Below are 17,858 nucleotides of genomic sequence, written 5' to 3'. Positions count from 1 at the left end.
GGCCCCACGCAGCTGCTGCCGAAGGCTGGGATCTTTCTATTTTCCAATTGTGGCCCGGTCCGTACTCGCGCTAAGGTCAACCCGCCTTTCAGTTCGCACTTTGCGTGCCGGGGCGATTGTTTGTTCGGGGATGGAAATGGATTCCGCAGAAATTCTTGTGCTTCAGGCCAGCTACACCAATCCGTTACACGCCGAGGCCATCGGTATCGTGCTCAATCATTATGCAGAAGACCCCATGGGCGGCGGACACCCGATCGCCAGGGAGCTGTTGCAACGCCTGCCCGAAGAACTTGCGCGGCGGCCCTATGCTTTCAGCGTGCTGGCGTTTGTCGGCGGCGAGCCGGCCGGTCTGGTGAACTGTTTCGAGGGCTTTTCAACCTTTGCCTGCAAACCGCTGGTCAATGTCCACGATGTGGCGGTGGTGGGCAAATTCCGCGGCCTCGGCCTGAGCCAGAAAATGCTCTGCAAGGTCGAGGATATCGCTCGTCAGCGCGGTTGCTGCAAGATCACCCTGGAAGTCCTCGCAGGCAACGCTGTGGCACAAGGCGCTTACCGCAAATTCGGTTTCGCCCCGGGGATGTTCAATCCCGATCATGGCCAGATGCTGTTCTGGATCAAGAACCTGCAGGCATAAAAAAGGCGCCCGAAACGGGCGCCAACTGTCTACTTCCAGGCCAGAGCGAAGCCATGGAAGGTCCATCGGTGATGCAAATATTCAGTCGCGAGAAGACTCGGTGACTTGCGCGGTCTGGTCGGCGGGAACGCGGATTTCTTTTGCGTCAGCGTCGGCCTTCTGTGCGCTTTGCGCGTGCTGGACCGGGAAATTGTCGTAGTAGTAACGCATGCGCTCGGCGCCGCCCTCGGCGAAAACGCTCGAAGAGACGAGGACGAGCAGTGCAGCGAACATTGCGGTAGTGATTTTCATGGTGCCTCCTACTGAACAAGTGGGAGTCGTTCATCCATGAAGCAGACCTCGGAGATGACTGTGGGTTGGCGGCATTAAGTTGGTGTTAACAGCTCAAAGCCTCCAGTCCAGGCTCACTGTCAGGGTGCGCGGATCGCCCCAATACACGCCGTTGTAAAAGCCGACGTTGTCGTAGTACTTCTCGTCGAACAGGTTGTTGATGTTCAGCGACGCCGAAAGGTGGCGGTCGAACGCATATCGCGACATCAGATTGACCACCGTGTAGGCGCTCTGGCTGATGCGCGCGTTTTCTGTAGTGAGCCCGACCGGGCGGATCGAGTTGCCGTAGACATCGCTTTGCCAGTTCACCGCGCCGCCCACGGTTAGCGCCTGCCACTCGCCTGGCAGGCGATAGGCCGTGGAGACCCGCAACAGGTTCATTGGCTCGCTGGTGTTGGTGCGCTCGCTCGCACCGTTAACCGAGTGGGTATAGGTGTAACCGGCCGTCATGTTCCAGCCCGTCATGACTTCACCGGACACCTCGGCTTCGAAGCCATTAACCTTGTTGCCCTTGCCGCCAGACTTGTAGAACTGTTCGCGGGTTACCGGGTCCGGGGGCACCGAGTTGTCGACTTCGGCGACATTGTCCTGCTTGCTCCAGAACACCGCCATGGACAGATTCAGGCGTTCTTCGAACACACTGCCCTTGAGGCCCAACTCGTAGTTTCTGCCGACGACCGGGTCAATGTATTTGCGATTCTTGTCGCGGTTGCCCTGGGGTTTGAAGATGTCGGTGTAGCTCACATACACCGTGTATTGCGGCGTCAGGTCGTACAGCAGCCCGGCGTAAGGCGTCCAGACATCGTTCTGTTTTTGGGTGGTGTAATCGACCTCGGTCAGTTGCCGATTGGTATCGAATTTGTTGCCGGTGCTGGACGCTGCCCAACTACCGTATCGGCTGCCGAGTACAGCATGCAGATCATCGGTCAGGCTCAGGCGCGTAGCGATGTATCCGGCTTGCTGCCGGGTATTGTCTTTGGATCCAGTGAGATCGGTGACGGTGTCGCTGAATTTGGCGATACCGCTCATGCACTTCCAGTCGCGGATGGTTTCGTAATCGCCGGGTTGCGCGCTGGCAACCGTATAAGGGGAGTGCGAGCGCCGCTCGGCCTCACCATAGCCAAACATCATTTCGTGTTCACGCCCCAGCAGCGAATAGGGGCCGGAAACATTGAAGTCATACGCCTGCATTTTCTGCGTGCCGATCATGTGCGAGGTGTAGGCGGTCATGCCGCTGCGGTCGGCCTTGGGAAATCCGCCGCCGCCGTAATAGACCTTGCCGTCGGTATCGCTTTGCCGGTGGGTGTAGGCAGCTTTCAGGCGCCAGCCGCCGACCAGTTGCTGATCGAGGGTGGCGAACGCGGTTTTGTCTTGCAGCGGCCAGGAACTCCACGACGTCGCCATGTTGGTTGAACGTCCCAGCCCGGCCTTGCTGCCATCGGCATTCCAGTAAGGCACGGTGCCCCAGGACGAACCTTGTACGTGCTTGTTCTGGTAGTCGTAACCGACTGCCAGCACGGTGGAGTCGCTCAGGTCGGCTTCCAGCACGCCGTAACCAACCTCCCGTTGCAGCGCGTATTTGTCTTTGATCGACTGGCTGTCGCGATAGGCCAGCACCGTACGGCCGCGCAAGCGACCATCAAACGCCAGCGGGCCACCGACATCGACGTAGCTGTAGTAATTGTCGTAGCTGCCCCCGCTGACCCCGGCCAGCGCCTGCCATTGCGCAGTCGGCCGCTTGCGCACCATGTTGATGGTCGCCGACGGATCCCCTGCGCCCGTGGTCAGCCCCGTGGCGCCGCGGACCACTTCGATGCGGTCGTAGATAATCGTGTCCGAGTCGGACTTCATTCGATCGAAGGTGTTGAGCATCCCGTCGATCTGGAAATTGTCGATCGCATAACCGCGCGAAGAATAACTGACGCGATCCGAATCCAGATGCTGCACCACCACACCCGTGGTCTGGCGCATCGCCTCGGACAACGTGCCGAGCTTGAAATCATCCATCTGCTGACGCGTGACCACCGACACCGATTGCGGGGTTTCCTTGATCGACAGGTTAAGGCGCGTCGCCGTGCTCATCGCGCCAGTGGTATAGGACGCGGTGTTTTCAGTGCTGGTGCCCAGGCCTTGCGCACTGATGTTGGTTGCGGCCAGTTCCAGTGCATTGCCGGCGGGTTGCGGAGGCTTTTCAGCTTCGGATTCGGCCAGCAAATCAGCGCTCAAAGCAGCACCGCACAGGCCAAGGGTCAGGGTCATGGAACGGGTGATGGGCGCAAACATCGCAGCCGACTCCTTGTCTTCGAGGGAAAAATTTCCGTTTGTTCAAAGACGAAGGGTGGGGTGGGGATTTAGGGGGAGACGAGAAGTATTGTTATTTGCGGATGTTTCAGCTTTTCGCACGACCATTTAAAGAAGTCGGAGTGAGGGCAGGGCAGGCAACCGCCGCAAAACCTGCGAAGCACACCCGTTCCCCTGTGGGAGCAAGCCTGCTCGCGAACGCGGTGGATCAGTCGCAGAAAATCTGGAATGACACCCCGCCGCGAGCGCGTTTGTACTTCCTCCAAGCGCAAAAAAGCCCCGCATCTTTCGATACGAGGCTCTCCTGCAAGCGAACAACGGTTTATTTCTGCACGACTTCCGAAGGTCCTGCAGCGGCGGTTTTGGGCTTCATCAAACTGAAGTCAATCAACGCACGCTGTTGTGTCTGGTAAGGATCACCAATCAGCAATGGGCGAACCTTGAAACTGTCGCTGACCAGGCTCTTGCTGCGGTCGAGTTCGTCGAAGCTCAGGCCGGCCATGTCGGCCCAGGTGTGGATCAGGTGCGAGCTGCTGTACGGTCGCTCCAGGTCGGCAGCGAAGTTCCAGTCGTGAGTTTCCTTCCACTTCGGCGATGCCCAGGCCATGAACGGAATGGTGTACATCGGCGCGGTCGGTTTGTTTTCGTTGCGGCCCAGGGTTTTGTGGCCGACCGAGTCGAACACGTCTTCGCCGTGATCCGAAAGGTACAGCAGGAAACCGTTGGGATCGGATTTGGCGTAATCCTTGATCAGGCTCGACACGACAAAGTCGTTGTACAGCACGGCGTTGTCATAGCTGTTGTAGGTCGGCACTTGGTCGTCCCGCACGCCAGCCGGTACGCCTTGGCGGTCCTTGAACTTGTCGAAGGTTGGCGGATAGCGGTACTGGTAGCTCATGTGCGTGCCGAGCAAATGCACGACGATCAGCTTGCGCGGCGCCGCGTCGGCCAGGGCCTTGTTGAACGGCTCGATGACGTCGCCATCGTACTGCGCGGCGTTCTGGTTGCGGTTGTTGTTCAGGTACACCTGCTCATCGGCCTGTTCGGAAAACGTCGTGAGCATGGTGTTGCGCTTGGTCATGGTCTGCTGGTTGGTGATCCAGAACGTTTTGTACCCGGCCTGTTTCATCACGCTGACCAGCGACGGGGTCGTCAGGTACAGGTCCGGATGCTCTTCGTCAGCGAAGGTCAGCACCTGCTGCAACGCCTCGATGGTATACGGGCGAGGGGTGACGACGTTGTTGAACACCGCCAGTTGGTCCTTGAGCTTGTCCAGCTCCGGCGTGGTGTTGCGCTGATAGCCGTAGAGGCTCATGCGCTGACGGTTGGTCGATTCGCCGATGACCAGCACCAGCGTCGCCGGCTGATTGGCGGAGGCGTCCTTGAGGTTTTTCAGCGGAGGGATCTTGCTCACGTTGTGCAGCATGCCCTGCATGTCGGCGAGGGTTTCCTGATAACGGTGATACGCCACGACCATCTGCCATGGCACGGCCGGTTCGATACGGGTTTCGAATTTTTCGAAGCCCTGGGCGAAAGAGCCCATGCGCATTGTCTGTTTGACCAGTGGGTAACCGATCACCGCGATCAGAATCGCCATCGCCGCAACGAACGCACGGCCACGCGGCATGTATACAGGGCGCAGACGAGTCCACAGGAAGTAAGCGAATGCGGTATGCGCGAGGAACGCCGGAACCATCCACCAGGCAAAGTACTGGGTCATGTACTCGCCCGCTTCAGAGATGTTCGATTCGAACATGATGAAGATGACGCTCTGGGAGAACTCCTGCTCATAGATGAAGAAATAGCCAAGGCTGGCCATCGAGCAGGCCCATAGCACCACGCCGATCAGGGCGGCGAGCAAGCGGGTGTGTCTGGGGAAAAGCAACATTGGCGCCAGCCAGATCGCGCTCATGACGAACGCCTGGCGGAAACCGGTGAAGCCGGAAGTGCCGGTCAACTGAATCAACAGCTGGGTGATACCGGAGAAGTACCAGAAAAATACGAACAGCCAGAGAAAACCAGCCCAGTCGAAACCTGTCGCAGTCGTTTTGCTGCGTTTGAACAATGCCATTCAGCACTCCAGCTCAGTCATCAAACCACCGCCGGAACGCATCCATGACACCGACGAACAAAAGCCGTACGCGCAGGTACGGCCAGAATGGGGGCGGAGTATCCCCAAGCGAATGTGAAAGTTTCGTTAATCGGCGCCACGCAACAGCCGTAAGCGCAGGGGTGAAACAGGTCGGGAACGACGATGGCCGCTCCCGTAGCAGGCAGGATCAGGCGTTGGGCGCGCGCAGCACAACCGGGCGGGGTTGGGGCTGGGCGTCTTGAGTCAATGCGCGCAGCTGCGCCAACTCGTGTTTCAACTGGTCGCGCTCGTCCTTCAACTGACGCAATTCATCGCGACGGATCGTGACGTAGAGGGTTTGTGGCGGCATTGCTGTGTGTACTGTGCCCATTGCTCACCTCGCAAATGGCGTGCATCAACTGTAAGGTCGCCCCCGCTTTCGAGGTGCGTGACTTACTATCGGCGCCAATTTTGATTTCTTTTGCCTGTGAATGGAACTTTTTTATTTTTCATGGTCGGTGTGTCTTCGGCACGATTCGAGGCGTTATCAGTCTGGATCGGGCACAATGCCCGGAAACTTCATCGCAACGCTCTGGACTAACCTCCATCAACCGCGTTGGGCTATAACCAATGACACACATTTATTTGTAGTAAGGAGCATCAGCACATGCAACTCGGGATTATTGGACTGGGCCGCATGGGCGGTAATATTGCGCGGCGCCTGATGCTCAACGGTCACACCACCGTTGTCTACGACCGCGATACCGCTTTCATCGACACCCTGGCCGCCGAGGGCGCCACGGGCGTCGCCGACCTGCCGGCCCTGGTGGCCGGTCTGGACAAGCCACGCGCCGTCTGGGTCATGCTGCCGGCCGGTGCGCCGACCGAAGAGACCATCGACACCCTGAGCAATCTGCTTGAAGCCGGCGATACCATCATCGACGGTGGCAACACCAACTATAAAGATGACATTCGCCGGGCCAGGACGTTGGGCGAGAAGGGCCTTCACTACATCGACGTCGGCACTTCCGGCGGCGTCTGGGGCCTGGAGCGCGGCTACTGCATGATGATCGGTGGCGACGCCGAGACGGTTAAGCGTCTTGACCCGCTGTTCGCCGCTCTGGCACCGGGCATGGGCGACATCCCGCGTACCAGGGATCGCAAATCCGACGACCACCGCGCCGAACACGGCTACATCCACGCAGGTCCCGCCGGCGCCGGGCATTTCGTCAAGATGATCCACAACGGCATCGAGTACGGCATGATGGCCGCGTTCGCCGAAGGCTTCGACATCCTCAAGACCAAATCCAGCGAGCGCCTGCCGGAAGATCAGCGTTTCGACCTGAACGTGGCCGACATTGCAGAGGTCTGGCGTCGCGGCAGCGTGGTGTCCTCGTGGCTGCTCGACCTGACCGCCGATGCGCTGGCCAGCGACCCGAAACTCGACGGTTTCTCCGGCTCCGTAGCGGACAGCGGCGAAGGCCAATGGACCATCGAGGCGGCCATGGAGCAAGCGGTGCCGGTGCCGGTGCTGTCCAACTCGCTGTTTTCGCGCTACCGCTCGCGCGGCCAGGGCACCTTCGGCGACAAGATCCTGTCCGCACAGCGTTTCGGCTTCGGCGGCCACGTGGAGACAGCCAGGAAATGACCCATACGATCCGCAGAAAATCCAAGGCAGAACCCGCACCACCGACCACGCTGTTTCTGTTCGGTGCCCACGGCGACCTGGTCAAGCGCTTGCTGATGCCAGCGCTGTACAACCTCAGTCGCGACGGCCTGCTTGACGATAATCTGCGGATCGTCGGCGTTGACCACAACGCGATTACCGATGAAGCCTTCGCGCAGAAGCTCGAGGATTTCATCCGCAGCGAAGTGGCGGCGAAGGTTGGCAAGGGCGATCAGATGCTTGATCCGGCCTTGTGGGCCAAGCTCGCCAAAGGCATCAGCTACGTCCAGGGCGACTTTCTGGACGACAGCACTTATTCAGCGCTGGCGGCGAAAATCGCCGCCAGCGGTACCGGCAATGCGGTGTTCTACCTGGCCACCGCGCCACGTTTCTTCAGCGAAGTGGTGCGCCGACTCGGCAGCGCCGGTTTGCTCGAAGAAACCCCTGAAGCGTTCAGAAGGGTGGTGATCGAGAAGCCGTTCGGCTCCGACCTGCAGACCGCTGAAGCCTTGAACGCTTGCCTGCTCAAGGTGATGACGGAAAAGCAGATCTACCGGATCGACCATTACCTGGGCAAGGAAACCGTGCAGAACATCCTCGTCAGTCGGTTCTCCAACAGCCTGTTCGAAGCTTTCTGGAACAACCATTACATCGACCACGTGCAGATCACGGCCGCCGAAACCGTCGGCGTCGAGACCCGTGGCAGCTTTTATGAACACACCGGTGCCTTGCGGGACATGGTGCCCAATCACTTGTTTCAGTTACTGGCGATGGTCGCGATGGAACCGCCGGCGGCGTTCGGCGCCGATGCGGTGCGCGGTGAGAAGGCCAAGGTCGTGGGGGCGATTCGTCCCTGGACCGTCGAGGAGGCCCGCGCCAACTCGGTTCGCGGCCAGTACAGTGCGGGTGCCCGCGACGGCCAGCCATTGAACGGCTACCGCGAAGAACCCAATGTTTCGCCCGACAGCACCACGGAAACCTACGTGGCATTGAAGGTGATGATCGACAACTGGCGCTGGGTCGGCGTGCCGTTCTACCTGCGCACCGGCAAACGCATGAGCGTGCGCGACACCGAAATCGTCATCTGCTTCAAACCGGCGCCTTACGCGCAGTTCCGCGACACCGAAGTGGATGAATTGCAGCCGACCTACCTGCGCATCCAGATTCAGCCCAACGAAGGCATGTGGTTCGACTTGCTGGCGAAACGACCCGGGCCGGCGTTGAACATGGCCAATATCGAGCTGGGCTTCGCCTATAAGGATTTCTTTGAGATGCAGCCGTCGACCGGCTACGAAACGCTGATTTATGACTGCCTGACCGGCGACCAGACACTGTTCCAGCGCGCCGACAACATCGAGAATGGCTGGCGCGCGGTGCAGCCGTTTCTCGATGCCTGGCAGCAGGATGCAAGCGTCGAGACATACGCGGCGGGTGAAGATGGCCCCCAAGCGGCTGAAGATCTTTTGACTCGCGATGGCCGCGTCTGGCATGGCCTGGGATGAGCAAGCCGATCCGTTTTCTACTGAGTGACATGGACGGCACGCTATTGCTGCCCGATCACACGCTGAGTCAGCGCACCATTGACGCGGTGCGATCGCTGCGCGAGGCGGGCGTGTTGTTCAGCCTCGCAACCGGACGCCCCCCGCGCGCCATGTTGCAGCAGATCGAGGCCTTGGGCGTTGATCTGCCGACCGCGGCGTTCAACGGTGGCACTATCGTCAATCCCGACGGCACTTTGCTGGCCGCGCATTATTTACCGGCGACAACGGCGCTGATCGCACTGGCGCAATTTGCCGATCAGCCGGATGTCGAGATTTGGGTCTTCAGTGGCGGCGACTGGTTGCTCAAGGATCCGCACGGGCCGATGGTGCCCCGCGAGCAGCACGGCCTGGGCTACCCGCCGGTAGTGGTGGAAAGCTTCGAGCCGTATCTGGAGCGTATCGACAAGATCGTCGCCACCAGCAACAACACCGAACTGTTGATCGAACTGGAAGCGCAACTGCTGCCGAAGGTCAACGGCATGGCACAAGTGTCGCGTTCACAACCGGTGTATCTCGATGTCACTGCACTGGAGGCCAATAAAGGCACCGCACTGACGACCATTGCCGATTACCTCGGCGTGCCGCTGGAGCAAACGGCTGCAATCGGCGACGGCGGCAACGACCCGGCGATGTTCAAATGCGCCGGCCTGTCGATCGCCATGGGCCAGGCGGAGGAGGCGGTGAAGCGTCAGGCTGATGTCGTCACCGCGCCAAACACCGAAGACGGCGTGGCCCAGGCGATCGAGCAATACATCCTCCGGCGCTGATCCAGCACAAAACCCAACTGTAGGAGCGAGCCTGCTCGCGAATGCGGTGTGTCATCGAGCAGTCGGGTTGCCTGACACGGCCCCTTCGCGAGCAGGCTCACTCCTACAACGGGCATGTGGTGTCAGTTATAGCCAATAACTCACGGCATACCAGCCGAGCAGGCCCATGACCACGGTATAGGGCAGCGCCATCCACACCATTCGCCCGTACGACAAGCGCACCAGCGGTGCAATCGCCGAGGTCAGCAGGAACAGGAACGCGGCCTGACCATTAGGCGTCGCCACACTCGGCAGATTGGTGCCGGTGTTGATCGCAATCGCCAGCGTCTCGAAGTGCTCGCGGCTCATGTGTCCAGCGAGGAAGGCCTGTTTGACTTCGGTGATGTAGATCGTCGCGACAAACACGTTGTCACTGATGGCCGAGAGCAAACCGTTGGCGATGAACAGCATGCCCGGCTGCTGGTCCACCGGCAGGGCAAGCACCCACTGAATCAGCGGGGCAAAAAGTTGTTGATCGTGAATCACCGCGACCACGGCAAAAAACACCACCAACAGCGCGGTAAACGGCATCGCATCCTTGAAGGCAGTGCCCAGGCGATGCTCATCGGTGATCCCGGTAAACGCGGTGATCAACACAATCACCATCAACCCGATCAGGCCGACTTCAGCGATATGAAAGGCCAGGCAACCGATCAAAATCAGCGCCGCCGCACCTTGCACCAGCAATGCTGCAGTCTGACGCGTCGTGCGCTCGGCGTTGTCTTCGGCGGCGTAGTTCGCCAACACGGTGCGCACGTTATCCGGTAAAAGCGTGCCGTAACCGAACCAGCGCAGCTTTTCCAGCAACACGCACGTCACCAGACCCGCCGCCAGAACCGGTAGGGAGACCGGCGCGACTTTCTGGAAAAATTCGCCGAAATGCCAGCCCATCTCGTGACCGATCAACAGGTTCTGCGGCTCGCCCACCAGGGTGCACACGCCGCCTAGCGCCGTACCGACCGCGCCGTGCATCAACAGGCTGCGCAGAAACGCGCGAAACTGGTTCAGGTCGTCGTGATGCAGCGTGGGCAGGTGCTGGTCGTCGCTGAACTCGCTGTCCTGGCGTGGATCGTTGCCCGAAGCCACGCGGTGGTACACCGAATAAAACCCCACCGCCGCGCTGATGATCACCGCGGTCACGGTCAGGGCATCGAGAAACGCCGAAAGAAACGCCGAGAGGAAGCAGAACATCAACGACAGGATCGCTTTCGAACGCACGCCCAGCAACAGGCGCGAGAAAAGAAACAGCAGCAGATCTTTCATGAAGTAGATGCCTGCGACCATGAACATCAGCAGCAGAATCACCGGGAAGTTATGCAGCAGCTCATCATAGAGTGCCTGCGGCGTAGTCATCTTCAGCAGTAGCGCTTCGACCAGCAGCAGGCCTCCAGGCATCAGCGGGTAGCACTTGAGCGCCATGGCCAGGGTGAAGATGAATTCGATCACCAACAACCAGCCCGCTGCGACCGGGCCGATGGTGAACAGCACCAGCGCATTGAGGATCAGGAAACCGACGATCGTCGCCTTGTACCAGCGCGGAGACTGCCCGAGAAAGTTGTGCGCGAACGCCTGGGCCATTGATCCGGACATCGGTTGCTCCTTGTTTTATTGAAGGGCGCAAGTTGCCGGATGTGACGGGCAAGTTCAAGGTGTTCGTGGAATTATTCAGCACTGTTGCGGTTGATACGCGGGTATCTCCAGTTAAACAACAACGGCCTACCGAGTCGTTACTCGGCAGGCCTTTTTAGTGTTGAAACAAGTCTACCTTATGGCAGATTCCGAAGAATCTACCGTGAGTTTGAAAGGCTCCGAAGTTCGATCCGCCCCGGAGCGGCAGACGAACGTATAGCTATAGCCAGGTGCCAAATCTTCAACAATCGCGTTGATAATCCCGAACCCATTCGCTTGGAAGTCAACCGGGCCATGGACATCGCTGAGAATCTTACCCTCTTCATTCGGCTTCGCCGTGCCGACCAGGACCACCGATGTCTGGTTAGTGGTTTCACCATCTTTGATGAGTTGATAATTCCCCTGGCCTAACCCAAATTGGATACTCAACAATGCCGGTTTTTCTATTTCGATCCGCCAAGGGGGGGATTCTTTGCCGTTGAGCTCTCGGGCAGTGAAGTCATGCCGGCCTGGCTTGAGATCCGTGAGGTTGGTGCTCCAATGCCTGCCATCATCGACGGTTACCAGACGCACCGCCGTGCCGTCACTCGTAACTTCTACGACGTGACCAGGCACACCTCTGCCTACAAAATACAGAGTCGTATGGGATGTACTCGAACCGTCTGCGATGGGCTGACCGTCAGGCCCCTTAACAGATTCGATGTATGTCTGTGTCGCGTAGTCCACGATGACTTCCCAAGAGCGTGATTCTCGCCCCTCCCGATCGACAATCGTGTACTCATGAAAGCCGCCGTGCTGTTCATGCAGCACATATGCGAGGTCGCCATCAATATTGACGGGAACCGAAGCAACGGAAATTCCCCTATCCCGAATTTCTACATTTTCTCCGGGGCTGGCCGAGCCATGGAGAATAAAGTCGCTAATCTCAACGACGCTGCCCGATGCGATGTAGTTATTTTTCAGGTCGGTAAGTTTGAGGATGTACGGTGCGACGCTACTGGTGCGCTTGCCTGAAGCATCTACCCCCGTCAGTTTTCCGGATAATTTCTCTTGGTCTGTCATGTAAAAATTCCTTTTTTCAGATTAAACACGCAGCCGTCTGCGCGTCCCGCCATCTGAACCCCGATCAATAAAAGCGTCTACTGTCAGAAATAACAGGTGCACGGCTAAATCCGACGAAAGGCGAGCGCTGTACTCGTCTTATCGGTTGAGATACCGCGCAACCATCGCCCGATAGTTGCCATCCAGCGAATACCCGCCCACGACAATCGCCCCATCCGCTTGCACCACCAGTGAGTTGGCCGTGTCGAGGCTTCTGCCCAGTCGCGTACGCAGCCAGCCTTGGCCATCGCCAAAGCTTGGGTCGAGGTGCCCATCGGGCCGATACCGGGCCACGATAAAGTCGGCCTCGACCCCGCCGATGGTTGCGCCCACTGCGATGATGTTGCCGTTGGCCATGCGCTGGGCGGCGCTCCACTGGCAGCCGCTGGGGCCGATATCCAGCAACTGGGGCTGGCCGTTATTGCAATGTGCGTCGGGGCGCCCGTTGGCGTGCAGGCTGAACGCCAGGCAGCGAATCGGGTCGCGACTGCTGCCAAAACACTGCAGCGACTCACCGGACTCGATGACCTGACTGACCTGGGCGCTTTTGCCGTGAGCCGTGAATGCCATGAAGCCGTCCACGGCGAACCGTTCATCCAGGCGCCCATCGGGCAGGTAGACGGCCAGCAGGCCTTCTTGCGGAAAACCGATGGAGCCGGCGACCACAATCCTCCCGTCGTTTTTCAGCAGCAGGCGACTCAGCCAGGTATTGAGCAACAAGTGGCGGACCATCACGAAGCCGCGGCCGTTAAAGCTGTCATCCAGGCTGCCGTCGGCCCTCAGACGAATGAGCAGGCCGGCATGGTCCGCGAGTTCGAAATGATGGTTGGCGATCAGCAAGATGCGGCCGTCATCCTGCACGGCAAAATCACAGGCTTCGACACCCGGGACACCGGGCGGTAACCAGTGGTCGCGGGTGCCCATGGACAAGTCGCCCGGCAGTCGCACAACCTGAAAGCCGTTATCGGCGAACGCTGGGTCTGGCCGGCCCTGCGCATCGAACAGGGCGAGGCCGGGCAGGGTGCGATGGCTGTTTTCATAATGCAGGCCGGCCAGCAGAATGCGCCCGTCCGGCAGCGCCTGGACCTTGCCGGCCATGGCTTCGAAACCCGCGGCAAACGTACCGATCACGCTGCCCTGAACGCCGAAGGACAAGTCGGCCGAGCCGTCTGCGAGCAAGCGCGCGAGACCGAAACGGCAGCCTTCAAGGGTACCGACCTTGGCGGCCACCAGTATCCGGCCTTGGGCATCAAGGGCGACATCCTGGGTCAGGCTGGACAAGCTGCCGGCAAAGTACACCTGCGCAACGCCGCGCAAGGCGAACGTCGAATCAAGTGGTCCCGGATGGTCTGCTGACGCTGGAAGCGCAAAGGCGTTCAGGGTGGACATGCACGCATCTCCTTGCGAGTTGACCACGGCCGGGAGCCGGCGGGGATAACTGCATGAGCGGAACATTCAAAACCTGAACGCGAGGAAGCACAACTGTTAGAAGTAGCAGGCGGACGGTCGCACTGTGCCAGAACAGTGTCTTTTTGAACCAGTCGCAAGCCTGCCAAGCAACTTTACGAAAAAGTGCTGTTAAAAGTTGTACGAAAGACTGTCTTTTAAAAAAGAAAGGGTAACTAAGGCAAGCATGCGGATGACGTGAATGTCATCCGCATTATCACTGTGATCAGTGAGGCATCGACCAGGACTGCAGCTTATGACCTTCTTTGCTAAGTTCGCTTCGAGCCTGCTGCAGCAGTTGCTCAAGTTGCGCAGGATCAGAGTAGGTGCTGCTAGGAATCTGTGTGCGACCGATGTGGGAATTGGTGCGGTCGATAACGGTCAGGCTCAATTCGCCATTGCCGTCTTGTGGTGCCCAGGCCACGCACTGGAATGGTTTGAACGCGTGGTTGGCAATCAAAAGAGCTTCGTTGATACGGAGCGGGGCGGTCATGGGGTCTTCTCTCTATAAGTGCCCAATCAAATGATGTGCCGTCGGTTGGGCTTACCGTTCGGCTGGTTACTTGTACTGATGCACGCAACCGGGGAGCAGGTCACACCTGAGACAAAGAAATTTCGACTTTATTTCATGGCCCCGCCATAAAGAGCCGTTTGAAAGCGTGCTGAAAGTTTTGTGTCGATAGGCAACTAACCAATCCCGTTCTTATAACGGATTTGCTGGTACATCTATAAGCAAACGGTACAAGGCTCTGTCAAAATCTTGCTAGTGTTACAGCCAGGTCTGCCAAATGACTGTTTTTACAATCATTTCCTAAAATTTGGCGCCAAGGATCAGACATGAACGAAGCGCCAGCCTTACGCCGTCTACTGGTTGTCGACCCCTGCGACGATTGCCACCGTTTATTGCCCGGCTTGCGCACGGCAGGCTGGGATGTCGACAGTTGTTCGCTGGAGCATGCCGCTGACCGCGCGTGTGATGTCGGCTTGCTGCGTTTGCAGCCTTTTCATCTGGAACGTCCCGAAGCCGTCAAGGAGCTGATCAGCCGCAGTGGCACCGAGTGGATTGCCGTGCTGAACCAGGAGGTCCTGCGCTTACAGAACGTTGGCGACTTCGTCTGTGAATGGTTTTTCGATTTTCACACCTTGCCCTTCGATGTCTCGCGGGTGCAGGTCACGCTCGGTCGCGCGTTCGGCATGGCACGCCTGCGCGGGCAGGGGACGATTCATGTCGATCAGCCGGAGCATGAGTTGCTCGGCGACAGCAAACCGATTCGTGAGCTGCGCAAGTTGCTCAGCAAACTCGCACCCACCGAGTCGCCCGTGCTGATCCGTGGTGAAAGCGGCACCGGCAAAGAGTTGGTGGCGCGGACGCTGCATCGGCAATCGCAACGCCACAGCAAACCGTTTGTAGCGATCAACTGCGGGGCCATTCCCGAACACTTGATTCAGTCCGAATTGTTCGGCCATGAAAAAGGCGCATTTACCGGTGCCCATCAGCGCAAGGTCGGACGCATCGAAGCGGCCAATGGCGGCACGTTGTTTCTCGATGAGATCGGCGACTTGCCGTTGGAACTGCAAGCCAATCTGCTGCGCTTTCTTCAGGAAAAACACATCGAGCGAGTGGGCGGCAGTCAGCCCATTCCGGTAGATGTACGCGTTCTGGCGGCGACGCACGTCGATCTTGAGGCCGCCATCGAGCAAAAGCGCTTTCGCGAAGACCTCTATTACCGCCTCAACGTGCTGCAAGTGCTGACCGCGCCTCTGCGCGAACGCCACGGCGATCTGTCGATGCTGGCCAATCACTTTTCACACTTCTACAGCCACGAAACCGGACGGCGGCCGCGCAGCTTCAGCGAAGATGCGTTGATCGCCATGGGTAAACATGACTGGCCGGGCAATGTGCGCGAACTGGCCAATCGGGTGCGCCGCGGGCTGGTATTGGCCGAAGGCCGGCAAATTGAGGCGCGCGACCTCGGACTGATCAGCCAGCAGTCAGTCACCGCGCCCATGGGCACACTTGAAGATTACAAGACTCGCGCCGAACGCCAGGCGTTGTGCGATGTGTTGAACCGCCACAGCGATAACCTCAGCGTCGCCGCCAAAGTGTTGGGCGTGTCGCGGCCGACGTTTTATCGGCTCCTGCACAAACATCAGATCCGTTAGATAGCTGAAGATCAAAAGATCGTCCGAACGCGGTCCGAGCCTTCGGACGATCTTTTGCTTTTAGAAGTAATACGGGAATTTCAGGCTGAAGGAAAAGTCCGGTGCATCGTCCGTCAGGCCGATCGACAGGTTCGGCACGATGGTCAGGTTATCGCTGGCGGCAATGGTCATGCCGACGTTGAAGTAACCGGCGTTGGCGTCGCTGGACACCACCGATTCCCAGTCCCCGCCATCCTGTTTCAGCTTGCTCTTGCGTTGCACCAGGTCGGACACCGAGAACGACATACTCATCTTCTCGTTCAACGCGAAAGCGATACCGGCGCCGATCTGGAAGCTGTCGCCGATGCGCACCTTGCCCGGGTTTTTCTGGTTGACCGTGGAGCTGACGTCGTCAAACGACTCCTCCAGGTTGTGCGTGTACGAAAGGCTGCCGAACAGCACCGCCGGGTCAAACGTCTTGACCAGCGAGATACCCGGGGTGATCGACCAGACGCCGTTGCCGGTCGGCAGGGTATCGGGGACGAACAGGTTGGAGTTGGCATCGGTCTGGCGCAGCTTGATGCCGAACGGATCCTTGCCGGTCGGCGCCTTGACCCGCAAGGTGACGACCGCATCCGGGGTGTTGACCGATTCGTCGAGGAATTTATAGGCGATGCCGAAGTTGACGTCGCCCAGGGTTGGGTCCTTGGTCACGGTTTCTTCGGTGGTGACGCCGGCCGCGCCTTCGTTGCCGCCACCCGACTGGTACGTCGATTCGCGGTACACCACCGGCACGTTCAGGTCGAACTGCCAGCGGTTGTCGAAGTTGTAGCGACCCGTCAGGTCGAAGGTCCAGGTGTCGGCCTTGATCCGGTCGAGGTTGATGTTGCCGAGAAAGATCGAATCCAGCGCGAGGAAACCGTTGAGGATCAATTGGCGAGTGTCATAGCGCGAATAGGTGATGCCGGTCTCGACACTGAACTTGCCACCGCCAAAAAAGCCGCTGGCTTCGTCATACAGGTTGGAGACGCTTTGCGCCGGTTGCGAATCGTCGGCCAGCGACTGACCGTAAGAAGCGCCACTGCCCCCGGCGGCGCCTCCCGATGCAGCGGCCGCACCGGTGCCGGTGGCGACACGGTTGCCTTTCATGTCCGATGGCGATTTGGCCAGTCGTTTTGGCGGTGGGGCGGCGGGCTGTTCTTCGACCTGGCGAACCCGTTGTTCGAGTACCGCCAGGGCCTGTTGCTGTACTTCGTATCGTTGTTTCAGTTCCAGAAGTTCCCGTTTCAGGGCTTCTACATCGGCGTCGGGAGCTGCTTGCAGCATCGCCGCGGGTAGAAGGGTACTCAAACACACTGCGGCACGCAGTGATACTGATCGATACATGAATAAGCCGTCCCTTTAAGCCCAATGATCGAGAGTCAGCGTAGTTCAATATCCGCTTATGCGTAGGGCCCCGAGTTGAGTCAGGTTGCAGTCCAGTGCGCCGGCGCTTCTGCCGTTATTGTTCAATACGACGTTGAGCTGTGTGAGGTTGTTGACCACGTTGGCACTGCCCAGCAGGCGGGTGTTCTGCAGCAGTCCGCCCTGGGCGACTTGTTGCAATGCCGTGCCCTGGTTGCCACTGGCCTGAATGGCCATTTGCACGCCACCGCCCGACGCGGAAACCGCGACGCTGCCGGCGCCGTTGCTGCCGGTGATGGTCTGTCCGGCCACGAGCGCCTGACCTTGCGACGGCAGCAGTGCCGGCGCCTGACTGGCTTCGCTGACGTTGATCGCCACATTGTTGTTGGCGGTGTTGCCATCGCCCGCCGCGCGTACGCTTTGTGTCACGCCCTGCGTGCTGTTGAGGCCGGCGCCACCGATGACGGTGCCAGTGCCCAGTGTGGGGGTGCTGCCGTTGCCCGACTCCTTGATGGTCGAGACATAAAATTCCGGTTTGACCGTTGCAGCCTGGATCTGCATTGAGGTCGCGGCCCCGATCAGGTCGCCGCTGGCGTTGCGCCAGGTACTGCTCATGACAATGCCGAAGCTGATAATCCGCCCCGGCATCACATACCGACCACGCAGCTCGGCGAGCTCCTGGTCCTTGATCTCAATGGGTTTGAACCCCGCTTGGGCAAAACCTGATGCACTCGCTGCCAGGCAGGCGGCGGCCAGCCAGTATGAGCTTTTCATTTGCTGCTCCCGG

15 protein-coding genes are annotated in these 17,858 nt (G+C 59.1%); 5 read left to right on the top strand and 10 right to left on the bottom strand.

Annotated elements, in window-relative coordinates; genetic code table 11:
- Positions 1-136 precede the first annotated feature (136 nt).
- Positions 137-634, top strand: a complete 498-nt coding sequence (locus tag HU743_RS09925; protein WP_186648375.1) for a GNAT family N-acetyltransferase — start codon at positions 137-139, stop codon at positions 632-634.
- An 81-nt stretch (positions 635-715) separates the two neighbouring features.
- Here the strand turns inward: HU743_RS09925 and HU743_RS09920 are convergent, their stop codons facing one another.
- The 4 genes from HU743_RS09920 to HU743_RS09905 all read right to left on the bottom strand — a co-directional run bounded on the left by HU743_RS09920 (position 716) and on the right by HU743_RS09905 (position 5,727).
- Positions 716-925 (bottom strand): hypothetical protein, encoded by a 210-nt coding sequence (locus HU743_RS09920; protein ID WP_186648373.1) that lies wholly within the window; start codon positions 923-925, stop codon positions 716-718.
- Between the two features lie 93 nt (positions 926-1,018).
- Positions 1,019-3,247: a TonB-dependent siderophore receptor gene (locus tag HU743_RS09915; protein WP_186648372.1), complete on the bottom strand. Its 2,229-nt coding sequence runs from the start codon at positions 3,245-3,247 to the stop codon at positions 1,019-1,021.
- Positions 3,248-3,587: 340 nt separating this feature from the next.
- Positions 3,588-5,336, bottom strand: a complete 1,749-nt coding sequence (locus HU743_RS09910; RefSeq protein WP_186648371.1) for a phosphoethanolamine transferase CptA — start codon at positions 5,334-5,336, stop codon at positions 3,588-3,590.
- Positions 5,337-5,544: 208 nt separating this feature from the next.
- On the bottom strand, positions 5,545-5,727 hold the full coding sequence (locus HU743_RS09905) for a DUF6026 family protein (protein ID WP_186548314.1): 183 nt from the start codon (positions 5,725-5,727) through the stop codon (positions 5,545-5,547).
- A 276-nt stretch (positions 5,728-6,003) separates the two neighbouring features.
- On the opposite strand from HU743_RS09905, the gene gnd reads away from it, so the two are divergent.
- From gnd to HU743_RS09890, 3 genes are read left to right on the top strand one after another with little or no spacing between them, the layout of a single operon-like run.
- On the top strand, positions 6,004-6,984 hold the full coding sequence (gnd, locus tag HU743_RS09900) for a phosphogluconate dehydrogenase (NAD(+)-dependent, decarboxylating) (protein WP_186648370.1): 981 nt from the start codon (positions 6,004-6,006) through the stop codon (positions 6,982-6,984).
- Positions 6,981-8,504, top strand: coding sequence for a glucose-6-phosphate dehydrogenase (zwf, locus tag HU743_RS09895; RefSeq protein WP_186648369.1), 1,524 nt, complete (start codon positions 6,981-6,983; stop codon positions 8,502-8,504). Before gnd ends, zwf begins: the two co-directional genes overlap by 4 nt.
- Positions 8,501-9,310, top strand: a complete 810-nt coding sequence (locus HU743_RS09890; RefSeq protein WP_186648368.1) for an HAD family hydrolase — start codon at positions 8,501-8,503, stop codon at positions 9,308-9,310. The genes zwf and HU743_RS09890 overlap by 4 nt, the downstream gene beginning before the upstream one ends.
- 126 nt (positions 9,311-9,436) lie before the next feature.
- Here the strand turns inward: HU743_RS09890 and nhaB are convergent, their stop codons facing one another.
- From nhaB to HU743_RS09870, 4 genes are all read right to left on the bottom strand, one after another.
- Complete coding sequence (nhaB, locus tag HU743_RS09885) at positions 9,437-10,939, bottom strand: sodium/proton antiporter NhaB (RefSeq protein WP_186648367.1); 1,503 nt, start codon at positions 10,937-10,939, stop codon at positions 9,437-9,439.
- A 171-nt stretch (positions 10,940-11,110) separates the two neighbouring features.
- The gene (locus HU743_RS09880; protein ID WP_186648365.1) at positions 11,111-12,040 is read right to left on the bottom strand and encodes a hypothetical protein; all 930 of its coding nucleotides are present in this window, start codon (positions 12,038-12,040) and stop codon (positions 11,111-11,113) included.
- A 138-nt stretch (positions 12,041-12,178) separates the two neighbouring features.
- A complete protein-coding gene (locus tag HU743_RS09875) occupies positions 12,179-13,468 on the bottom strand; it encodes a hypothetical protein (RefSeq protein ID WP_186648363.1) in 1,290 nt (429 codons plus the stop codon).
- A 283-nt stretch (positions 13,469-13,751) separates the two neighbouring features.
- On the bottom strand, positions 13,752-14,018 hold the full coding sequence (locus tag HU743_RS09870) for a hypothetical protein (RefSeq protein WP_186618949.1): 267 nt from the start codon (positions 14,016-14,018) through the stop codon (positions 13,752-13,754).
- Positions 14,019-14,362: 344 nt separating this feature from the next.
- Between HU743_RS09870 and HU743_RS09865 the strand changes: the two genes are divergently transcribed.
- Positions 14,363-15,688: a sigma-54 dependent transcriptional regulator gene (locus HU743_RS09865; RefSeq protein ID WP_186548300.1), complete on the top strand. Its 1,326-nt coding sequence runs from the start codon at positions 14,363-14,365 to the stop codon at positions 15,686-15,688.
- A gap of 60 nt (positions 15,689-15,748) precedes the next feature.
- Here the strand turns inward: HU743_RS09865 and HU743_RS09860 are convergent, their stop codons facing one another.
- Positions 15,749-17,053 (bottom strand): hypothetical protein, encoded by a 1,305-nt coding sequence (locus tag HU743_RS09860; protein ID WP_186548298.1) that lies wholly within the window; start codon positions 17,051-17,053, stop codon positions 15,749-15,751.
- Positions 17,054-17,098: 45 nt separating this feature from the next.
- Positions 17,099-17,845 (bottom strand): hypothetical protein, encoded by a 747-nt coding sequence (locus HU743_RS09855; protein WP_186630281.1) that lies wholly within the window; start codon positions 17,843-17,845, stop codon positions 17,099-17,101.
- Positions 17,846-17,858: the final 13 nt, after the last annotated feature.

It is taken from the genome of Pseudomonas sp. SWRI99 (assembly GCF_014270125.1).
GTDB lineage: Bacteria > Pseudomonadota > Gammaproteobacteria > Pseudomonadales > Pseudomonadaceae > Aquipseudomonas > Aquipseudomonas hamedanensis.
This window is presented reverse-complemented; position numbering and strand designations above follow the sequence as displayed.

What these genes read in the sequence shown, in the direction of transcription:
- HU743_RS09925 (WP_186648375.1), top strand. Translation starts at nt 137, where the DNA reads ATGGATTCCGCAGAAATTCTTGTGCTTCAGGCCAGCTACACCAATCCG.
- HU743_RS09920 (WP_186648373.1), bottom strand. Translation starts at nt 925, where the DNA reads ATGAAAATCACTACCGCAATGTTCGCTGCACTGCTCGTCCTCGTCTCT.
- HU743_RS09915 (WP_186648372.1), bottom strand. Translation starts at nt 3,247, where the DNA reads ATGTTTGCGCCCATCACCCGTTCCATGACCCTGACCCTTGGCCTGTGC.
- HU743_RS09910 (WP_186648371.1), bottom strand. Translation starts at nt 5,336, where the DNA reads ATGGCATTGTTCAAACGCAGCAAAACGACTGCGACAGGTTTCGACTGG.
- HU743_RS09905 (WP_186548314.1), bottom strand. Translation starts at nt 5,727, where the DNA reads ATGGGCACAGTACACACAGCAATGCCGCCACAAACCCTCTACGTCACG.
- gnd (WP_186648370.1), top strand. Translation starts at nt 6,004, where the DNA reads ATGCAACTCGGGATTATTGGACTGGGCCGCATGGGCGGTAATATTGCG.
- zwf (WP_186648369.1), top strand. Translation starts at nt 6,981, where the DNA reads ATGACCCATACGATCCGCAGAAAATCCAAGGCAGAACCCGCACCACCG.
- HU743_RS09890 (WP_186648368.1), top strand. Translation starts at nt 8,501, where the DNA reads ATGAGCAAGCCGATCCGTTTTCTACTGAGTGACATGGACGGCACGCTA.
- nhaB (WP_186648367.1), bottom strand. Translation starts at nt 10,939, where the DNA reads ATGTCCGGATCAATGGCCCAGGCGTTCGCGCACAACTTTCTCGGGCAG.
- HU743_RS09880 (WP_186648365.1), bottom strand. Translation starts at nt 12,040, where the DNA reads ATGACAGACCAAGAGAAATTATCCGGAAAACTGACGGGGGTAGATGCT.
- HU743_RS09875 (WP_186648363.1), bottom strand. Translation starts at nt 13,468, where the DNA reads ATGTCCACCCTGAACGCCTTTGCGCTTCCAGCGTCAGCAGACCATCCG.
- HU743_RS09870 (WP_186618949.1), bottom strand. Translation starts at nt 14,018, where the DNA reads ATGACCGCCCCGCTCCGTATCAACGAAGCTCTTTTGATTGCCAACCAC.
- HU743_RS09865 (WP_186548300.1), top strand. Translation starts at nt 14,363, where the DNA reads ATGAACGAAGCGCCAGCCTTACGCCGTCTACTGGTTGTCGACCCCTGC.
- HU743_RS09860 (WP_186548298.1), bottom strand. Translation starts at nt 17,053, where the DNA reads ATGTATCGATCAGTATCACTGCGTGCCGCAGTGTGTTTGAGTACCCTT.
- HU743_RS09855 (WP_186630281.1), bottom strand. Translation starts at nt 17,845, where the DNA reads ATGAAAAGCTCATACTGGCTGGCCGCCGCCTGCCTGGCAGCGAGTGCA.